Raw genomic sequence first — 20,519 nt, forward strand, 5'->3', positions numbered from 1 at the left:
CCAAATAACTTGTTTTCTTTATTTTTTGATATTTCTTAAGAACCTACCAAGAAATAAGTGAGTTTTAGGATTTAGAATAAATGTATCTTACAGTAATAAGAGAATTATCTAAAAAAATTAGAGTGAGAACAATTAAAGAAAGCATCTAGTGGATTGCTTTTTTCTTTTGGAATAGAGAATCACATGGGTCAGTTACATGTAATTTCGTGCTGTGCTTCTATGTCACTGAAAAATCCAATGATAAAAAAAGAGGGGGAAGGCATTTTTTATTGAAGTTTGTTAATGATAGATTTTTAACTAGTTAGGGGGGGATCGTAAAATAGATTATTAATCTCTTTAATAATTTTTATTTTCCTTATAGTTGGCATATTGTATTAGAAACTTTAAATTTTGAAGGGAGAATCAATAAGTATGGGTAAGAAAAGAAGAATAAGTAATAAGTTACTACTTATCAGTGCAATTTTTACAATAGCAATTCCCTCAGTCTCATATGCGGAGGAAGTAATTTCACCTGAAAATTTTAAGAGTTCTTCAAATTTGTATAAGGCACGGAATACGGAAATTTTGAAAACAAATTTATATCCTAATACATATAATAATCCGTTTAACCACCAATTTATTTCAAAATTAAAGGAAGTAAACACAAATATAAAAAAAATAGACAATAGTGATGATGAAAATCCTATTATATCTACTACTCTTTCATTTATTCGCCATATGAATAGTGAAGATTATAAATCTGCATTTGATTTAACCTCAAGGTCATTACAGAAAATAATATCCGAAGAATGGTTGAAGAGCTATTGGGAGGGACTTCCAGTTCAATTGCAAGCAGGTTCTTTTATAGAAATTGGAGAGGTTACACAAAAAGAGACAAATCCTGTTCATACAAATGTGGAGATTCAATTAGTTTTTGAAAAAATGACTGTACCTTTACTAATTAAACTAGATCCATCTGGAAAAATAGACGATTTTCAACTAAACATGTCGTTTAGTCCTGTTGCTGAGCGTCCATCATATAGTAAGCCTGAATCATTTGTTGATAAAGAAGTAGTAGTTGGAAGTGGTGCATTTCCATTACCAGGAACATTGTCGGTTCCAAAAGGAAATGGTCCTTTTCCAGCGGTTATTCTTGTTCAAGGATCAGGAGCAACTGATCAGGATGAAACAGCGTTTGCTTTAAAACCATTTCGCGATTTAGCTGAAGGTCTTGCATCGAAGGGAATTGCTGTCCTTCGCTATAATAAACGAACGTATGAACATGGGCTGAAAACACAATTCAGTCCCTTCTATACAGTTGATAAAGAGACAACAGATGATGCTCTTCTTGTAACTCAATTTCTTAAAAATGAGCCTCTAATAAATAAGAATCAAATATATATTCTTGGTCATAGTCAAGGTGGAATGATGCTTCCGAAAATGATTGAAAAAGACCAAAATCAAAATATTGCTGGGGCAATTGTAATGGGTGGGCCAGCTCGTACGATTCAAGACGTTGTTTTAGATCAATTTGAGTATCTTTTTTCTATTGGAGCAATGAACCAGGAGCAATATAAATTCTACAAATCGCAATTTGAATTATTAAATGATCCAAATTTCTCTGGTCAGAATCCTCCAAAAGATTTTTACTTAGGATCAGCAGTATTTTGGGATTCTATTCGGAAAATTAAAGCAGCAGAAATGTCAAAAGAACAAAAGACACCGCTTCTTATTATTCAAGGAGAAAGAGACTATCAAGTTCAATCAAAAATCGAAATTCCTCTTTGGAAAGAACAATTAAAAGAACGAAATAACGTTGATTACCAGCTATATCCAAAGTTAAATCATTTCTTTACAGAGGGCGATGGGGAAATAAGTAAGCCGGATGAATATTATAGTCCTGCTAATATACCTGAGTATGTTATAAATGATATTGCTGCTTGGGTGCAAGGAAGATCGCAATTAAATTAGCAACTATATGTTTTAATAAAGACTTTCTTTCTGTAATCAAAATAGAAATATTTTTATGAGGTTATATGTTTTGTAAAAGCACTCTTTGAAAAGGAGTGCTTTTTATTTTTCTATGATTTCTATAAAACAATGGGCTTGCCTTCCAAACAAATCGTTATTTGTAGCGCTTTTATCAAAGCAAAGTTCTCGTGACATCGCTTTGATATTCAAAAACATTTATAACTTATTTTATGAAATTTTTCGAAAATTTAGGTTTAACATCTTTAAAATAGGTGTATTACATATTACATAACAACTAAATAAAAAATCTAAAGGAGGAAAGATACCATGTATAAGAATGAAAGAAAACCGGTGGTTTATGAATATCAAAATGAACAGGAAGTAGTTATGAAAGTAAAAGAGCTAGAATTGCAAGGGATTCGCCACGATGACATTTACGTCTTAACACATGAAAAACATATAACAAAAAGGATTGCAGATGATACAAACACAAATACGATTGGAGTAAAAGAACAAGGATTGGGCACAAGTATTATCAATTTTTTCTCCAAAAAAGGAGACGAACTTCGAAGTCAAATGGAGAAAATGGGGTTGTCGAAAGAGGAAGCTAACTTATATGAAGAAAAACTAGATCAAGGGCAGATTTTACTCCTAGTAACAGCTGAAGTACCAATGGCGAATGATAGGCAGCTGCAAAACTATCATTCTCTCTAATAGCTTGCAACATCTGATAAATAGATAAATTAATTATTTTAGGTTGTAGCATGGAAGAAAATACAAGTAGAGAAGGGTGAGAAAAATGAAACATACAATATTTAAATATGCTGTGATTGGAATTACGACCGGAGTCATAGTCTCCCTATTAAAAAAAGAAAATCGGAAAGCTATACAAACAAAAGGGAAAAGCGTAAAAGAAAAATTACAAGAAGGAAACATAAAGGAAACATTGGAGAAGGTAACTGAGACAAGTAAACAATTCTCTGTAACTGCAGCTAATGTTGCAAAACAAACATTACCACAACTGCTTACAGCCACACCAGTTGTCATTTCTACTATTAAAGACTTAACAGAAAACGAAAATAACAAAAAGAGAAAAGATGAAAAGGATAATGAAATAAAACAAAATAGTAAGAACCTAGACGGAGAAAAAACGGAAAATGAAAAGAAATATGTGAAAGAAGGGAAAGAAGAGAGTGCTTAGATTTAATTCTAAAAAGAGAAAGTGAGGAAAAAAGTATGAAATCTCTGTATGCAATTGATGTAGGAATTGGTTTTACTAAGCGGGCATATCGACAGGATGTAGATTCTGAGGTGACGATTAAGAGTGAAGCTGCCACACTAGCTCCTGTACCTAATCATGCTGAAAGTGAAGATTTAACAAAGGTAAGTTTTATAGACTTAGACTTTGCATACTACATGGGAAATGAAGCACATCAATCTGACGCTTCATTTCTTCCTCCATTTGAAGAAGAAATAGAAAATTATTATGAAAGCGAAGAGTTTAAACAACAAATATTTGGTTGCATTGCAAAGGACTATAAAGAAAATGTCGTGTTACCTTTAGTTGTTACCGGGCTTCCAGTCACTTGTTTTGGTAGTCAGCATGAGCAATTACAACATGCACTAAAAAAAGAAACTTCCGTACAAATTGATGGGAAATTTATTAATATTACGGTTGAAAATGCTTTGATTCTTCAGCAACCAGTTGCTTTACATGCCTATTTCTTAAAAGAGGGAATCATTCAGGAACGAGATCGCATCTTAATTATTGATGGTGGATTTCGTACATTAGAAATGACAGATATGAAACAGAATCTCATTTTAAATCATTATGAGACGGAACTAGGATGTAGCAAGCCTTTGAAAAATATTAAGAATATCCTGCAGAATCATGCGGGTGAAAGTAATCAATTGCATATTAACGACATGCCAAAAATATTAGAAAAAGGATATGGAGATAAAGAAGAAAATTATGAGACAAGTCAGGTGGATATTTTAATTCAAAAAGAGTTGGATACACACTTCCAAGACATCATGCGTGTATTACAAGAACAATTTAAGTTAGACCAGTATGATACTATTGTTTGGACAGGAGGAATAGTAGATCTCCACAAAAAACAAATTGAAAAAATGCAAGGTGAAATTGTTTCTTTCCGTATGGTAGACGCTTCAAAAGAGGCCGCGCTTCATGGATACTATATTATTGGAAGTCAAGTATTTGAGGACATCACCAATCAATCTGCATATGAATCCAAATTATAATGACGACCGAAATGGAGTTCGTTGAATAGACGTGCCAAATTGTGTGGCTTCTTTTCCACATATAAATAAGAAAAGATAAAAAGTGCTTGTATAGAGGAAATGTTTAAAATTGAGAATAAAAATAACTAATATATAGGGGGTCTTCCTTTTAAAAGAATAAGACCTCCTATGCCATTTATTATCTAAAAACCTTTCCTCCAAGATATGGATACCTACATACAAATTTCATATTACGGATATGATTCGATCAAACATAAAACTATTTAGAAAGGAAGAATAATATGGAATGCATAAAAATGACGAAATGGAGTTGGTATCATGTGAAAACTAGTGAGCTTGAAAAAATTTCTTCTATAATCCCCCGTGATGTAACATCTTATTTCTCTCAATTTGTAAAAAAAATAAGTTCTCCTTGTGAAAATGGATTATATGTTTATACGTTATCACCAAGTCAAACTTGTGTATATGGTTCGTTTTTATATGATCAAGATAAAAAGGACGCCAAAATCCAAAAATTTCTTCATTATTTCGTAGCTCATGGAATACTGATAACGGTCCAAGAAAAAGAGGAAGAGGATTTTCAAAAATTAATACATAATTTCTCTATGGGTATAAAAAATTGTAATAGTTCCGCTGAAGGAATGTGTGCTATCTTATCAATATTTATATCTCACTATTTACGGAAGGTTGACTATTTTGAAAACAATTTCAGAAATGTGTTATGGGATTTTTATCATCATAATAACATAGCAGTTTTAGAAAGAATTTATCATATTCGTCATGAATTATTTATGAACACACATGTGTTTCGCTTAATACAAGAAGTGTTACAAGGCTTGGAGGAAGCTTGGTTAGGCAACCTAACAAACACCCTTTGTTATAAACAAACGCACGTAAAATTAGAGCGTGGATTACAACTCGTTAAAGAGTACCAAGAAGAATTAGACACGATGATTCATTTACAAGAAGTTGTTTCTTCTCATCGTGGGAATGAAATTATGAAAGCTCTTACTGTATTAACTGCTGTTAGTACGCCTTTGACAGCTTTAGGAGCATTATGGGGTATGAATTTTAAATACATGCCTGAACTAGAATGGAAATATAGCTATTTAATCGCTCTCTTATTTATTATTTTCACAACAGGGGGGATGTATTTGTATATGCGAGTCAAAGGATGGACAGGTGATTTATTACGAGTAAAGAAAAAGAAGTCTTTTTTTAAATCTAATTAATCCGCTTAATTATTAGGCTTGGTACAATTGTAAAACGACACCTAATATATCAAAGACTGTTTTCCTCTCATACCGATGAGATTTTCGTCCGTTTTATTATAGGAGATTGAACAGGCGAATTAACACCTTTGATAGCTATTAGGTGTTTTTCTGTATGGCTTGATAAATAAGAAGAAAATAATCTTTAATCTATATATGACCTTATATTCACTCAGTTCTTGTTTCTTTTCATAAGAAGTAATTGATGCATTTGAACCATAGTAGCCGAACAGAGTAGGATCGCGATCAGTTGCTCATACAAATAGTAGGATGCTATCCCGATAATTGTAGTTTGCTAATAATTTTACCTTACATAAATGTAATACAAATGAAAGGTAAATGAATATGTGAAATTCTATAAAACAATTATTCTATATAAGGAGTAAATACGAATTAAAGAATCGGTATACGTATAGATGATTTGCAGTAATTATCTTAACTAGTTTACCCACCTTAAACAATAATTCTAAGGAGATTAAAAATGAGAAAAATCATTAACCTATGTATGATTGGAGCCCTCTTATTTGGTTTATACTTGGCGTTTACGCCTAAAGAACCAAGAAATGGAATTTTGATGTTAGGAGATAAACAGGCTTTACAAGATATACGAAGTGAAAACAAAAGTGAAATTAAGTCTATCGATTTATATAAAGTTAAAACAGCACAATATAATGGAGAATCAGTATTTATTATGGATCAAAAAACAGGTGAAGCCGTAATAAAAAAAGGGATATTACGAGAGGGAGAAGATCATTTTACACCGATTTCAGATCCAATAAAGTCTATGCCTAAAATAACAAATGATAATGCTGTGTTATTCGCGGGTGAAAAAAGTAAAAATATAAAAAGAGTAGTAATTGCTGACAAAGAAATACCGGTAAAATATGATAGTAATACTTGGTTTGGGCATTATCGTAACTCGAATTATGAACAGTGTATTTTAATTGTCAATAATTCTATGTTTAATCAAATTCCTATACAAGAAACCTATATGGGAATTTTTGAACTTAACAAAGTTTATGGAAATAATCATGGAGTTGTTGATACCGAGGATAAAAACTCAGTACAAGTGGAGAAAGAATTTCAAAAAATTATTGAGAGTAGAAAAGATAATTCACAGTTTTTAGAAGCATTATCAATTATAAAATAATAAGCCCAAAAAAAGGTGAAAACTAACTAAAAAATAATATAAATATTACGGAGGATTCATATGGCAGGCGTTATAGGACATACAGTAGTTACCGCAACTGTAGGATTGGTATATAAAAAACATTTAAATATCACAACTTTATTTTTCGGTATGGCGATTCCAGATGCTATAAGCATGTTCATTGGAAAGGTACCGCTTATACCAGGAGGAGCGGTAGATGAGAGTTTCATAGGTGGACTAGCTTGCGCTTTAGTTTTGACTTTACTAATTATGATAGGTCTTAAAACAATACCTAGATTAATGAAACTGTTTACTTATAAACAGAGCTCTTCATTAAAAATTATTTTTATTTCTGTTTTAATAGGTACAGAATTACATGTATTGATGGACCTTATTGCTATAAACGGATGGCTGAATGGAACTATATTATAATAGTTTGATTTTAATGAAATATATAATTTAGGAATATCACTTCTGTTATTGTAAGGAGTGGTCTTTTTTATATAGAGGCTAAATTTTCACAAATAACTGTAAAGGGAAAAATTTCGTTATGGGGGTGTCTCAAAATCTTAGCTTGATGGCGATGGGGGAGTACCATATCCCCATCAAGTTAAAGTTTTGATGTCTCCGCAATAATAAAAAAGGTGAAAATTCATATGAAAGATTAGAGCTCTCCTTCTTGTAGGAGGGCTCTAATCTTTGTTTAAAAACTATATCATATACATGGGCAGACTCAATATGTGAACTTTGTCCGGATTCAATTTAGAATATAAAAAAAGAGAACTTGCGTTAGAATACAAGCTCTCTTTAAAAGAAATAACGTAATTGAGATACTTATATAGTAACAATTTTTTCTTCTAATTCCATATGTCTTATGTTGAGAAATAAATGATAAAGGGCTTAATAAAACTAAAATGAATTGTTGACATAATATTTCGACGATAATATAATAAATCTCGAATTCAAGATAACTTGTAAAGGATTGGTAATTATGAGTGTGATTAATGATGAGAGCTTATCTTTAAAGTTATTTGTTACATTATCAAGGGCAGCACAGGCAATTACTAAGCGTATTGAAGAGGATATAAAAAGTTATGGACTTAATCCAACTGAATTTGCAGTGCTTGAGCTACTATATAGTAAAGGCAATCAGCCTATACAAAAAATTAGAGGGAAAATATTACTTGCAAGTAGTAGTATCACGTATGTAGTGGATAAGTTGGAAAAGAAGAGGTTCTTAATACGAAAACCATGTCCAAAAGACCGCCGTGTCACGTATGCGTCAATTACTTCAGATAGTATTCAGTTAATGGATAGTATTTTTCCTCAGCATAAAGAGGCGATTCGGCATATATTTGGTGGTTTGGACTATATTGAGAAAAAAATGATAATCGAAAAGTTGAAAAAATTAGGGTATTATGCACTAGAATTATAAATTTTTAGAAATATATCTCGAATTAGTAATGTCCTAATTAAATATAAGTTAAATGAATAGGAGGAAAAATTAATAAATGGTAGTAAATTTATTATAATACAAAATGAATAAAACATGTAATTTCAAGTGGTATAGTAGAAAAGATGGTTGTTATGTTAACGTATACATATCGTCCTTTAAATTATAAATCTTTCATAAAGCGGAGAGTGGGTATCAAGAATGGAATTACGTCATTTAGAGTATTTTATTCAAGTTTGTAATAATAATAGTTTTACTAAAGCTGCGGAAGTTCTAGGTATTTCACAGCCGACTTTAAGTCAACAAATCCGTGTGTTAGAAGGTGAACTTGATACACCCTTGTTTCATCGGGTTGGAAGAGGTATCAAAATGACAGAAGCGGGTAAGCTGCTATTTGATAAAGGAAAATTTATCATGCAACAATTTGATGACGTTTATAATGAAATTTTTGAATTAAAGGGTGTAAAAAGAGGTGTAATTACTATAGGAGGTTTATTAGAGGATCTCACTTATTTAACACCTTATATTATGAAGTTTCAACAACATTATCCCAACATCGTAGTAAAGATTATAGAATCTGAAGTTGCTGTAAATCAAATCGTTGACAAAAATATTGATTTCGGGATTACACGTAGTGCTCAAATTCCAGACACATTAACAAACGCCCTTTTGTATAGTGAAGAGCTCGTCCTTGTCATTCCCAAAAATCATCCTTTGAATGAAAAATCATTTGTTTCTTTTCGAGAATTAGTAGGGCTGAGTAGAATAATGGTTTCATGTAGTTGTCGTGAATCTATTAAAATATATTGTGAGAGTTTAGGGTTATCTTTATCTGAAGCAAATATAGAAACAAAATCTTCTATTTCTCTATTGAGCCTTGTATACAATGGACATGGGGTTGCTATAATACCTCTTTCACTGGTTAACTTTGTTAATAATGATACTTTGAGCATAGTTCGTATTACTGATCCAACACCAAGTCAAGATATTAATCTTATTCACTTTGATGATAAATTTTTAAGTTTTGCAGCACGTATCTTTATGCAGAAGTTAAATGATTCTCAAAAAGTATCAGTGTAATAGAAATAATAATGATTTTAGTGTAACAATTGAAAAATTAAGATCTATATTAAAGTCAAAGGGCAGTGGATTTATATGTGTGGTGTAGTCGATCAAAAGGGGATACCATTGACTTTTAATTAAGGAAAAAAGGACAGACTTTGCAAGGAGAGAAGGCTATCAAAAACAAGTTAAGTTAATCAATCAATTCTTCGGTCTTATCGCATAGTAACAGATTCCATGTAGGGATATACAATGTTATTTCGAATCTACATACCCTTATTGCAGAAAGAAAACCACCGGCATTATACCGGTGGTTTTGACTTAGAAAGCAAAGCAAGTACAACCAATCCCCCATTTAGTTCCATCTTTTCCTATTACGGTATGAGTATGTTGATGGAGAGGGTTACTACAACTATGTAACTTGTTATCATGGGAATCGTGAGAAAGTATAGTGTTGGCTAGGTTAGCACCACCATACCCATAAACGCCCGTCGGTGACCAATCAGGTGATGCTGGCGGCAATTCAGGTGATAAATTTTTAAATTCATCATTTCCATAAACAACCTGCCCACCCATAATGGTGAGTAATGATTCAAGGTCTTTGATTTCTTCTTCTGGCACAGTAAAGTAGTCAGCAGACAATACAGCAATATCAGCAAACTGACCGACTGCCAGGGTTCCCTTTTTACCTTCATCACCAGAGAACCACGCACTTCCTTTTGAATATAATTCCAGAGCTACTTTTCTATCAAGTTTATTTTTTTCATCGTATATGGAAAGCCCACCAATGGTTTTTCCAGCAACCATCCAGTAAAGAGCAACCCAAGGGTTATAGCTGGAAACCCTAGTTGCATCACTACCGGCGCCAACAGGTATACCAAGGTCTAACATACGATAAATCGGAGGTGTACGCTTTGCTGCTTCCTTTCCGTATAAGTCAACAAAGTATTCACCTTGAAAAGCCATGCGGTCTTGGATGGCAATACCGCCATTTAAAGCCTTAACACGTTCCATACTACGATCTGAGATAGTTTCTGCATGGTCAAACCACCATCGTAGACCATTAAAAGGAATTTCTTTGTTGACTTCCTCAAATACATTTAAGAAACGTGTGATTGATTCGTCATAAGTTGCATGTAAACGGAATGGCCAACGGTTTTCTACCAATAGAGAAATTACTTTCTTTAAGTCAGCTTCCATCATCGTAGCTAGTTCGGGCTGTGGCATTTGAAATTTTTCAAAATCAGCTGCAGAGAATACTAACATTTCTCCGGCACCATTCATTTTATACTTATCATTTCCTTGACCTGGAGAAACAATTTTTGTCCATGAAGCAAAGTCTTCATATTCATGATTAGGATTTTGCGTAAATAGATTATAAGCAATACGTAAAGTTAATTGTTCCTTCTCGGCTAAATGTTCAACAACTCTGTAGTCGTCAGGATAATTTTGGAAACCGCCACCTGCATCAATGGCACTTGTAATACCTAATCTATTTAATTCGCGCATAAAATGGCGTGTGGAGTTAATCTGGTCGTCAAAATTAAGTACTGGAGCTTTACCCAAACTTGAATAAAGAATAGAAGCGTTAGGGTTAGCAATTAAAAGGCCTGTTGGATTACCTCTTTTATCCCGCTGAATTAAACAGCCTGGAGGATCTGGGGTATCTTTCGTGTATCCCAGTGCACGTAGCCCTGCACGATTTACAAGTGCTCTATCGTAAAGATGTAGCACAAAGACAGGCGTGTCTTCAGAAACAGCATTAATCTCTTCTAATGTTGGCATCCGTCTCTCTTTAAATTGAAATTCAGACCAACCTCCAACTACTCTTACCCACTGAGGAGCAGGTGTACGTCTTGCCTGTTCTTTGAGCATTTCTAGAGCAATAAAAAGTGATGGTACGCCTTCCCAACGTAATTCCATATTATAATGCAGACCACCACGAATAACGTGTATATGAGAGTCATTCAGGCCTGGAATAGCTCTCTTTCTTTTAAGGTCTATTTTTTTTGTTTTTTCCGTGGCACTATTAAGAAGCTCATCTCCACCTACTGCAGTGACTAAACCATCAGTTATGGCGATAGCAGATACCTCAGGCTGAGAAGGGTCAAGGGTAGTAATTTTTCCGTTGTATAAGAGCATATCCGGTACATTCATATTCACACCTCGTCTACTTCCTATTATTTTGTAACCATGGATGAAATAATTTACCGAAAATCGGCATGACTACCCATGATAGCAAGGACACGATACATACAGAAACAAAAAAAGCTGACATAATAGGATTCATATGTTTTATAATAGGTCCTATCACTTTAGGAACTAACATGCTAAGAGGCCATACACCCAGAAGGGTAACTATAGACATTTTCCATTTTGGCGGTGGAACTGGCGTTTTCGGAGTAACAAACCAATAAGCCAAACTGCTTTCAGTTTTGTAAGTTGGATTAGTGGCTTGAAATTGCTCGGCCGTTTTTAACAAATCCCGGCGAACATCTGATTCTTGCCAAGCACGTAGATGCTCATACGTATCAAAGCGAAAAATAACAGTATACTCTCTGGATTCGTTACTTGGGACTATTAGGTTTACGCCTAAATGCCCTGGGAATTTAGTAGCGGCAGCTTCGATTTCATGTCTCCATGTTTCAAACTGTTTTTCTTTACCTTGTTGAATTTCCCATGTAACAATCGTTGTTACTGGATCAACAGCATCCATCGTGTTCCCAGTATAAGTCTCTTCGACAGCTACTCCTTCTTGGTTCATATTTTCCTGCTTGGAAGCGCGCCATGCACCATAGTATATGCGTATTCTACACCTTGACCATAAGCACCAGTGTGTTCCTTTACAATCTCCATTACAGCATCATAAGTGTCTTTGTGTGCCCAGTCACGTTGGTATTCAAGTAAAACTTGAATTGCTGTTACTGGAATTGCACCAGCTTGTTCTACACGACGCATAGCAGCGTTATGTGCTGTCAAACTAGTACCACCTGAAGCATCATCAACTGCATACACCTCATAGCCAGCTTTAATTGCTTCAAGCACAGGGAACGCAAGGCAAACTTCAGTCCAAAGTGCTGCAAATATTAATTTCTTTCTACCGGTTGCTTTAACTGCCTCAACAAATTTCGGATCTTCCCAAGAGTTCATTGAACTACGTTCTATAATTTCATGGTTTGGGAATATATCAAGAATTTGTGGCCAAAAATAACCAGAAAAGCTGCGTGTTTCAACTGTAGTAAGAATAGTAGGTACGTTAAAAGTTTTTGCTGATTTAGCAAGTAGCATAACGTTATTAATCAATGTTTGTCTATCAATACTTGCAACTCCAAAAGTCATTTGAGGTTGAAAATCAATTAAAATTAAGGCACTGTTCTCCGGATTTAACAATTCTAAATTACTCATAATAAAACGCTCCTTTTTTAATTGTTTATTGAAAGTAATGTATATTCTGTCAATTAAAGCTCTGCTATACTTTTTAATTTAAATTTAGTGCTGATTTAATCAGCACTAAATTTATACTATCTACTTTAAAAAAGGTGATTTAAAGCTATTTCCTTGAGATACATTTATGCATTTTGTTTACTAAGATCTCGCTGAGCTCCCCTATAGCTTCCAATTATATTTTGATAGCCTGGAAGATTGCTAGCAAGCAAATTGCCAAAACCTTCGACATCGTTGCGCCAATCGCGTTGTAATTCGCAAGCTACGCTAAACCAATTCATAAGTTGCACACCACTATGTGCCATACGAGTATTGGCAGCATCTGCAACTTGTTTACTGAAAGTTCCTGAAGCATCAGTAACAGCAAATACTTCATATCCAGCTTTTATAGCGGAAAGTGCCGGGAAAGCAACACAAACGTCCGTAACTACGCCTGCGATGATAAGTTGTTTTTTTCCAGTGTCTTCGATTGCTTTTACAAAATCATCATTATCCCATGCGTTAATTTGTCCAGGTCGAGCTATTTTTGGTGCATGAGGAAAGAGATCAACCAATTCTTGCATTAAAGGTCCATTAGGCCCGTTTTCAAAACTTGTTGTTAAAATAACTGGTAAATCAAAAAACTTAGCAGTATGAGCAAGAGCTAAAACATTGTTCTTGAATTCATCAACACCATAGTCACGTACTAGTCCAGACATAAGACCAGTTTGATGATCTACTAAAAGCACGACAGCATCATCTTTGTTAATACGAGAATAGAGATCAGTCATTATGTATTCCTCCTAAAAATTAAGTAATCGAAGAAAGTTTAAATAGTAGAATACTATCATAAGTTTCTTCGTTTATAACTAATATAACCAATAATATTGGTTATAGCAGCATTCACAGAACATGAAGTGCTATACAAATTTATAGTATTTGAAAATTGATTCGTTAATCAATTCTAAATTATCTATAATTTGTATAGGTCGTAACTATAGTTGTTTTCACTATAAAATAGATTGGTTTTACCTATACATCCTATAGATAGAACAATATTGATAGTCACCTATTTTTGTTATTATAATTTAATATGAGGAATGTTCAGAAAATACCTTATGGTGAAAAAGGTATTAGAGGAGGAATTGTCCAAAAGGAGAAAATGAATTCTTTGGAATAATAGAGTTTCATACTTAGAGTTCACAACATAAACGTGTATGAATAGGTTATGAGATTCATCTGGATTATTGAAAAAAAGGATACATATTAGAATATTTTTTGGAGGTAGAAGCATGGCTAAAATTACTGTAGGAACTGAAAATCAAGAACCAATTGAGATATATTATGAGGATCATGGCACAGGAAACCCAGTTGTACTAATTCATGGTTGGCCGTTAAGTGGTCGATCTTGGGAATACCAAGTTCCAGCTCTTGTTGAGGCTGGATACAGAGTTATAACATATGATCGTCGAGGATTTGGAAAATCATCTCAGCCATGGGAAGGGTATGAATATGATACCTTTACTTCTGATTTACATCAACTATTAGAATATTTAGAGCTTCAAAATGTCACACTTGTTGGTTTTTCTATGGGTGGAGGCGAAGTAGCCCGGTATATTAGTACGTATGGAACAGATCGTATTGAAAAGGCTGTTTTTGCTGGAGCAGTTCCTCCATATTTATACAAATCAGAGGATCATCCTGAAGGGGCATTAGATGATGCAACAATTGAAGCATTCAAAAGTGGTGTGATTAATGACCGACTTGCATTTCTTGATGAATTTACTAAGGGATTTTTCGCGGCTGGTAATCGAACAGATTTAGTTAGTGAGCCATTCCGTTTATATAATTGGGATATTGCAGCCAGTGCATCACCTAAAGGAACACTTGATTGTATTACCGCCTTTAGTAAGACAGATTTTAGAAAAGACTTGGAGAAGTTTAATATACCTACTCTTATTATTCACGGTGATTCTGATGCAACTGTACCATATGAATATAGTGGGAAATTAACACATGAAGCAATTCCTAATTCTAAAGTAGCCTTAATAAAGGGTGGTCCACATGGGCTAAATGCAACGCATGCTAAAGAATTTAATGAAGCACTCCTACTATTTTTAAATGACTGATTACAACTATATAATTGTTAATTAATAAATTATAAACAAGTAAAAAATAAAGTTTTATAAAAGATGCTCTTGGATAAATCCAGGAGCATTTTTTAAATGGTGATATTGAGATGTTAGGTTGATAAATCTCCATTAATTTTGGATTGAATAATCTTCTTAACAGCTAAAATATATTGATTAGAGTTTTTTTGATTTCTTAGAAGTATTGTTATATTACTATCAAGATAATATTTTGAATAATCCTCAAAACAAAGAAATATACATTTTTTTGAGGAAGAAATATCTTGTCAGAAAACAATAAAATCTTATTAATTTTTATAATTGGTAGAATTTTTGTGGAAATAATTCTCTTAATATATTAAAATAACATCGTATTATGTCAGATTTTAATTAGGGGAGAGAAATTTTATGTTGAAAAAAATCATTCCAGTTGCTTTAGCATTAAGTACAGTTACTTTTACTAGTGTATTTGCTATGCCTTCAGCCCAAGCAAGTACAGAACCAAACCGCTACATAGATGTACAAATGCTCGGTATTAACGATTTTCATGGGCAACTAGACACTGTAAAAAAAATTAACAATAAAGATGCAGGGGGAATTGAGTACTTAGGGGCTTATTTACGTGATCGTGAAAAACAAAATCCGAATACATTAAAGGTACATGCTGGAGATGTTGTTGGAGCAAGTACTCCTGTTTCAGCATTATTACAAGACGAACCTACGATTGAATTTCTAAATGATTTGAAATTCGATGTTGGAACGATAGGAAATCATGAATTTGATGAAGGTGTTGAAGAAATGAACCGCCTTATTTATGGTGGATACCATGAGAAAACAGGAAATTTTAAAGGAGCAAAATTCCCATATGTTGCTGCAAATTTCTATAATAAATCCACTGGTCGTTTATTTTTACCACCATTCACTATAAAAAAGGTACAAGGAGTTCCTGTTGGATTTATCGGAGTTGTAACAACGGATGTTCCTAACCTTGTTATGCCTACTATGCTAAAGAATGTGGAAATTACAGATGAAGTTGAAGCTATTAACAAATCCGTAAAGCAATTAAAAAAACTAGGCGTTAAATCTATCGTTGTTCTTGCACATAACGGAGGTACAACAGATGGGAACGGCGTAACAAATGGTGATATCGTCCGATTAGCAAATGAGACTGATCCAGAAGTCGATGTTATTTTTGGTGGGCATAGCCACACGTATGTAAATGGAACTGTTAATAATAAACTTGTCGTACAAGCAAATTCTTATGGTATGGCTTTTGCTGATGTTGATGTAAAGATTGACCGTAAGACACAAGATATTGTTGAGAAAAAAGCAGAAATTGTTACAACTTACCATGAAGGCATGGAGCCTGATAAAAAAATAAAGAAGAAGATGGAGAAATATCAAGCAAAAATCGCGCCTCTTGTTAATGAAGTTGTAGGTAAGTCTATTGCTCCACTAGATCGCAAACTCAATACGGCTGGTGAATCTACTCTTGGAAATTTAGTTGCTGATGCCCAGCGTACAACAATGCAATCCCAAATTGCACTTATGAATCCTGGTGGTATTCGTAATGACTTAGATGCTGGTGATATTACATGGGGCGAGATATATGGTATTCAACCATTCGGAAATCAATTAATAAAAGTAAATTTAACAGGCCAAGACATTCGTGATATTTTAAATCAACAATGGCAAAAAGACATAACAAGAATGCTTCAAATTTCAGGGATCCAATACACTTGGGATGCGAACAAGCCTAATGGAGAAAAAGTAACAAGTATTCGCTTAACGAATGGAGAAGAAATTATTCCTTCTAAAACTTACAGCGTCGTTGCGAACGCATTTCTAGCTTCAGGTGGAGATGGATTTGTATCCTTTAAAAACGGTAAAGATGCTGAAACAGGACCAACTGATTTTGAAGCATTAGTAGATTATATAAAAAAATCAAAAGAACCAATTCAGTCTATTATTGATGGAAGAATTCAAAAGATAAATTAGGTTTTTATTAATCTCAAAAACAAATAGATTACCTGTGCACTATATTTTTTCGTGTGCAGGTAATCTATTTTTTTGATTTGAAATAGTCTAACTGTGGCCAATGGGTATACCGTCTAGATGCAGAGTGCCGAAAAAAATGAAGTGAACAAAAAATAACCCCTAAATTAACTCTATGATGAAGAGAATATATTGCAAAAAACAAAATTTAGAAATTTATATTAGCCCAATATTAGCTACACTACAATGGATTGAAGATCATGTAGTTTTATATTCGTATGAGTAAATTAAGGATTTTTTAAGAACCTATTAAGAAATAAGTGAGTTTTAGGAATTAGAATAAATGTATCTTAACAGTAATAAGAGAGGTAATGGTTTAAACGGTAGTCCTTATAGTATGTCAAAAATTAATAAATTAGTATTTCAGGAGGTTTTTATGAAAAAGAAAATAATTATTGCACTTAGTGCTTCTGCTATAATACTGACTAATTTTGTAGAAATTACTTATGCAGATTCGAAAACAGAAGTTTCTGTTACAGTTCCCTACAATACAAATCAAATAGCGGAATGGTTAGAAGCACATGCAAAGCCTTTAAAAACAACTAATCCAACTGCATCTCTTAATGATTTGAAACCACTTAAGGATATGGTAGGTTCAGCTTCAATTGTAGGTTTAGGTGAAGCTACGCATGGGGCTCATGAAGTTTTTACGATAAAACACCGCATTGTTAAGTATTTAGTATCTGAAAAGGGCTTTACCAATCTAGTTTTAGAAGAGGGATGGGACAGGGCCTTGGAACTTGATCGATATGTTCTTACTGGTAAGGGAAACCCAATCCAACATCTATCACCTACATTTAAAACGAATGAAATGTTGGATTTACTTGATTGGATTCGGCAATATAATGCTAATCCAAAACATAAATCGAAAGTACGTGTCATCGGGATGGACATTCAATCAGTAAACGGAAATGTTTATAATAATATAATAGAATATATTAAAGCGAACAATTCAAAACTGTTGCCTAGAGTAGAAGAGAAGATAAAAGGGCTTATTCCTGTAACAAAGGATATGAATACTTTTGAGAGTCTTTCGAAAGAAGAAAAAGAAAAGTATAGTTCAGATGCTAAACAAATCAGTGTTTTATTAGAACAAAATAAAAGTTATTTAAATGGAAAATCCAAAGAGTTCGCATGGATAAAACAAAATGCCCGTATTATTGAACAGTTTACTACAATGTTAGCGTCACCTCCTGATAAACCATCGGATATCTTTTTGAAACATGATATCGCAATGTATGAAAATGCGAAGTGGACTGAAGAACATTTAGGAAAAACCATTGTATGGGGACATAATGGGCACGTTTCGAAAACAAATATGATTCCTTTTATATACCCTAAAGTAGCTGGGCAACATTTAGCAGAATACTATGGAAAACGGTATGTATCTATTGGAACGTCAGTTTACGAAGGACAATATAATGTCTATAATAGTGACGGTGAATTTGGCCCATATGGAACATTGAAATCAGATGATCCAAAGAGTTATAACTATATCTTTGGACAGGTTAAAAAAGATCAATTTTTTATTGATTTACGTAAGGCGAACGGAGTGACAAAAACTTGGTTAAACGAACAACATCCAATTTTCGCTGGGATAACTACCGAAGGGCCTACTATACCAAAAACTGTTGATATATCATTAGGGAAATCATTTGATATACTTGTTCAAATTCAAAAAGTGAGTCCATCTCAAGTGTATCAATAAAAGTAGAATCATATGTCTTAATGACAACGTGATAAATGTTTCATATAGCGCTATGAAATTTTGTTATATAGCAAGAAAAATAATCATATTAGAAAAAATCAGCAATGTAACTTATTAAGAGTAAAAAGAATATTCAATACTTAAAACGCAAAAAAACACCGAAGCGACATTGGTGTTTTTTTGCGCTTTCGGGCACAGATGCTACTTCAATCCTATCATTATAGAAACAATTTCAAATGTAAGGAATTCGTAAGGGATAGGTAAGGAAAAAGAGATTTTCAATGTGTAGGATAAAAATATAAGGAGGCGTAAAGGAGGGAATAAGTACGGCCTACATATAAAACAATCAGTAACAAGAGTGTTTTGTGAAAATAATGAGTACAATGTTTGCAAGTGCATTGTTGCCTTTTCATCATTGAGAGAATTAGTAGCTGTGTGGTTCGTATATGACACAGCTATCAACCATCTATACAATTTTAATAGAAGAGAGGAATGCTTTATGAAAACACGGAGTAAAATTACATGTGCAAGTCTATCACTATTAATAGCTGGGAGTTCCCTGTTATGCATAACACCAGCCTCAATTGTAAAAGCAGAACCCGTGCAAAATGTATCTAGTTCGTTACAAACAAGTACGCAAAGTGATCGTAATTCCGTTAAGAAAGCAATGCGAGATACACTGCAACTTGGATACCCGGGAATACTAGCTCAAATTTCTAAGGGGGGTAAAACTTGGAGTTATACTGCTGGGGTAGCTGATTTGAGAACTAAGAAACCAATGAAAGCAGATTTTCGCTTTCGCATTGGCAGTGTGACGAAAACGTTCATTGCAACAGTTCTACTTCAATTATCTGGAGAGAACCGTTTGAATTTAGACGACCCCATTGAAAAATGGTTGCCTGGTGTCATTCAAGGAAACGGATATGATGGTAACCAGATTACGATCCGGCAACTATTGAATCATACAAGTGGTATTGCTGACTATATAAATTCAAAAGACTTTGATATTACGGATATAAAAAAATCGTATACGGCTGAAGAATTTGTAAAGATGGGGATTTCTCTTCCACCAGACTTCGCTCCAGGGAAGGGTTGGTCTTATTCAAATACAGGATACGTAATACTAGGAATCCTTATCGAAAGAGTAACAGGAAACAGCTATGCGGAAGAGGTTGAAAATCGGATCATTGAACCGCTTGATTTGTCAAATACATTCCTACCTGGCAATTCAAGCGTGATTCCAGGCACTAAGCATGCCCGTGGCTATTTGCAACTAGACGGAGCGAGTGAGCTAAAAGACGTTACTTATATTAACCCAGGTAGCTCGGATGGAGATATAATTTCTAATGCTGACGACTTAAACAAATTCTTCTCTTACTTACTCAGTGGCAAAATACTGAAGGAACAGCAACTAAAACAAATGCTTACTACAGTTCCTACAGAAAGAGAGGGAACTAGATATGGCCTTGGAATTCTTGAAATTAAACTTCCGAACGGTGTTTCGATATGGGGACATAGGGGTGCCGTTCCAGGGTTTTCCACTTTTGTTGGTGGAACACTTGGAGGAAAACATACATTTGCTATCAATGCGAACAGTTTAAACATTAATAATCCGGAATTTTTTAAAGATATTTTACTTGCTGAATTTAGCAAGTAGGCAACAAGGAAAAACGGAAAAATTTTTTCATTTGTAATTTCAATCGGAATGGATTACCGCTTGAAATGAGTATAGATAGAGGGGATGAAGTATGTAGAAACAATCAAACCAATCATGAGAGATAGCTAAGCAAAAGGATTGGTTTATACATTGGCCGATTAAAAGAGCAACACATATAATGAGTGATTATTATATATTGTATTTGTATGGGTATTGTCACTAATTGTAAATTTATATAAGGTGCGAAGTCTAATTTAAGACTTTGCACTTTTTCCGTTTAACAGCTTTTATTGTGAAGCTATTAACAATAGAAAAAGGAGAATGTAACTAGTTATGCGGATGAATCTTGGTACATGCGCTATGTAGGATTTTTTTTGGGGGATATACAAAAAATAAATT

General features: G+C 33.8%; 17 protein-coding genes and 2 pseudogenes. 13 read left to right on the forward strand and 6 right to left on the reverse strand.

The features are described from left to right. Positions 1-411: 411 nt before the first annotated feature. On the forward strand, positions 412-1,950 hold the full coding sequence (locus MKY38_RS06620; RefSeq protein WP_341048466.1) for an alpha/beta hydrolase: 1,539 nt from the start codon (positions 412-414) through the stop codon (positions 1,948-1,950). A 117-nt stretch (positions 1,951-2,067) separates the two neighbouring features. Here MKY38_RS06620 and MKY38_RS29260 read toward each other — a convergent pair. Next, positions 2,068-2,166, reverse strand: a pseudogene (locus MKY38_RS29260) (acyl dehydratase); the annotation flags it as partial. 111 nt (positions 2,167-2,277) lie between these two features. Between MKY38_RS29260 and MKY38_RS06625 the strand changes: the two are divergent. The 4 genes from MKY38_RS06625 to MKY38_RS06640 all read left to right on the forward strand — a co-directional run bounded on the left by MKY38_RS06625 (position 2,278) and on the right by MKY38_RS06640 (position 5,444). Beyond that, positions 2,278-2,664 (forward strand): general stress protein, encoded by a 387-nt coding sequence (locus MKY38_RS06625; RefSeq protein WP_025708600.1) that lies wholly within the window; start codon positions 2,278-2,280, stop codon positions 2,662-2,664. Between the two features lie 85 nt (positions 2,665-2,749). Next, the gene (locus tag MKY38_RS06630) at positions 2,750-3,151 is read left to right on the forward strand and encodes a hypothetical protein (RefSeq protein ID WP_000683220.1); all 402 of its coding nucleotides are present in this window, start codon (positions 2,750-2,752) and stop codon (positions 3,149-3,151) included. Between the two features lie 35 nt (positions 3,152-3,186). Continuing rightward, positions 3,187-4,212: a ParM/StbA family protein gene (locus MKY38_RS06635; protein WP_065223175.1), complete on the forward strand. Its 1,026-nt coding sequence runs from the start codon at positions 3,187-3,189 to the stop codon at positions 4,210-4,212. Between the two features lie 281 nt (positions 4,213-4,493). Next, positions 4,494-5,444 carry a magnesium transporter CorA family protein gene (locus MKY38_RS06640; protein WP_065223176.1) on the forward strand — a complete coding sequence of 317 codons (951 nt, stop codon included), beginning with the start codon at positions 4,494-4,496 and terminating at the stop codon, positions 5,442-5,444. A gap of 5 nt (positions 5,445-5,449) precedes the next feature. Here the strand turns inward: MKY38_RS06640 and MKY38_RS06645 are convergent. Further along, positions 5,450-5,748, reverse strand: a pseudogene (locus tag MKY38_RS06645) (IS4 family transposase); the annotation flags it as partial. A gap of 216 nt (positions 5,749-5,964) precedes the next feature. Between MKY38_RS06645 and MKY38_RS06650 the strand changes: the two are divergent. The 4 genes from MKY38_RS06650 to MKY38_RS06665 all read left to right on the forward strand — a co-directional run bounded on the left by MKY38_RS06650 (position 5,965) and on the right by MKY38_RS06665 (position 9,166). After that, a complete protein-coding gene (locus MKY38_RS06650) occupies positions 5,965-6,633 on the forward strand; it encodes a lipoprotein BA_5634 family protein (RefSeq protein ID WP_065223177.1) in 669 nt (222 codons plus the stop codon). Between the two features lie 60 nt (positions 6,634-6,693). Further along, positions 6,694-7,065: a hypothetical protein gene (locus tag MKY38_RS06655; RefSeq protein WP_341048470.1), complete on the forward strand. Its 372-nt coding sequence runs from the start codon at positions 6,694-6,696 to the stop codon at positions 7,063-7,065. A 559-nt stretch (positions 7,066-7,624) separates the two neighbouring features. Continuing rightward, entirely contained in the window at positions 7,625-8,068 is a 444-nt protein-coding gene (locus MKY38_RS06660; RefSeq protein ID WP_065223178.1) for a MarR family winged helix-turn-helix transcriptional regulator, read from the forward strand. 219 nt (positions 8,069-8,287) lie between these two features. Beyond that, positions 8,288-9,166 carry a LysR family transcriptional regulator gene (locus MKY38_RS06665; RefSeq protein ID WP_065223179.1) on the forward strand — a complete coding sequence of 293 codons (879 nt, stop codon included), beginning with the start codon at positions 8,288-8,290 and terminating at the stop codon, positions 9,164-9,166. A 303-nt stretch (positions 9,167-9,469) separates the two neighbouring features. On the opposite strand, the gene MKY38_RS06670 is transcribed toward MKY38_RS06665, so the two are convergent. The 4 genes from MKY38_RS06670 to ycaC all read right to left on the reverse strand — a co-directional run bounded on the left by MKY38_RS06670 (position 9,470) and on the right by ycaC (position 13,362). Continuing rightward, positions 9,470-11,305, reverse strand: coding sequence for an amidohydrolase (locus MKY38_RS06670; protein ID WP_065223180.1), 1,836 nt, complete (start codon positions 11,303-11,305; stop codon positions 9,470-9,472). Between the two features lie 13 nt (positions 11,306-11,318). Next, entirely contained in the window at positions 11,319-11,912 is a 594-nt protein-coding gene (locus MKY38_RS06675) for an antibiotic biosynthesis monooxygenase (RefSeq protein ID WP_065223181.1), read from the reverse strand. Then, entirely contained in the window at positions 11,909-12,553 is a 645-nt protein-coding gene (locus MKY38_RS06680; RefSeq protein WP_000067162.1) for a hydrolase, read from the reverse strand. The genes MKY38_RS06675 and MKY38_RS06680 overlap by 4 nt, the downstream gene beginning before the upstream one ends. A gap of 164 nt (positions 12,554-12,717) precedes the next feature. Then, on the reverse strand, positions 12,718-13,362 hold the full coding sequence (gene ycaC / locus MKY38_RS06685; protein WP_000131211.1) for an isochorismate family cysteine hydrolase YcaC: 645 nt from the start codon (positions 13,360-13,362) through the stop codon (positions 12,718-12,720). Between the two features lie 501 nt (positions 13,363-13,863). Between ycaC and MKY38_RS06690 the strand changes: the two genes are divergently transcribed. The 4 genes from MKY38_RS06690 to MKY38_RS06705 all read left to right on the forward strand — a co-directional run bounded on the left by MKY38_RS06690 (position 13,864) and on the right by MKY38_RS06705 (position 20,120). Beyond that, the gene (locus tag MKY38_RS06690) at positions 13,864-14,700 is read left to right on the forward strand and encodes a bromoperoxidase (protein ID WP_065223182.1); all 837 of its coding nucleotides are present in this window, start codon (positions 13,864-13,866) and stop codon (positions 14,698-14,700) included. Positions 14,701-15,108: 408 nt separating this feature from the next. Continuing rightward, a complete protein-coding gene (locus MKY38_RS06695) occupies positions 15,109-16,698 on the forward strand; it encodes a bifunctional metallophosphatase/5'-nucleotidase (RefSeq protein ID WP_025708583.1) in 1,590 nt (529 codons plus the stop codon). Between the two features lie 433 nt (positions 16,699-17,131). Beyond that, complete coding sequence (locus MKY38_RS06700) at positions 17,132-18,463, forward strand: erythromycin esterase family protein (protein WP_065223183.1); 1,332 nt, start codon at positions 17,132-17,134, stop codon at positions 18,461-18,463. A gap of 499 nt (positions 18,464-18,962) precedes the next feature. Then, entirely contained in the window at positions 18,963-20,120 is a 1,158-nt protein-coding gene (locus MKY38_RS06705) for a serine hydrolase domain-containing protein (RefSeq protein ID WP_065223184.1), read from the forward strand. The last annotated feature ends 399 nt before the right edge of the window (positions 20,121-20,519 follow it).

It is taken from the genome of Bacillus sp. FSL R5-0585 (assembly GCF_038004545.1).
Taxonomy (GTDB): Bacteria; Bacillota; Bacilli; order Bacillales; family Bacillaceae_G; genus Bacillus_A; species Bacillus_A cereus.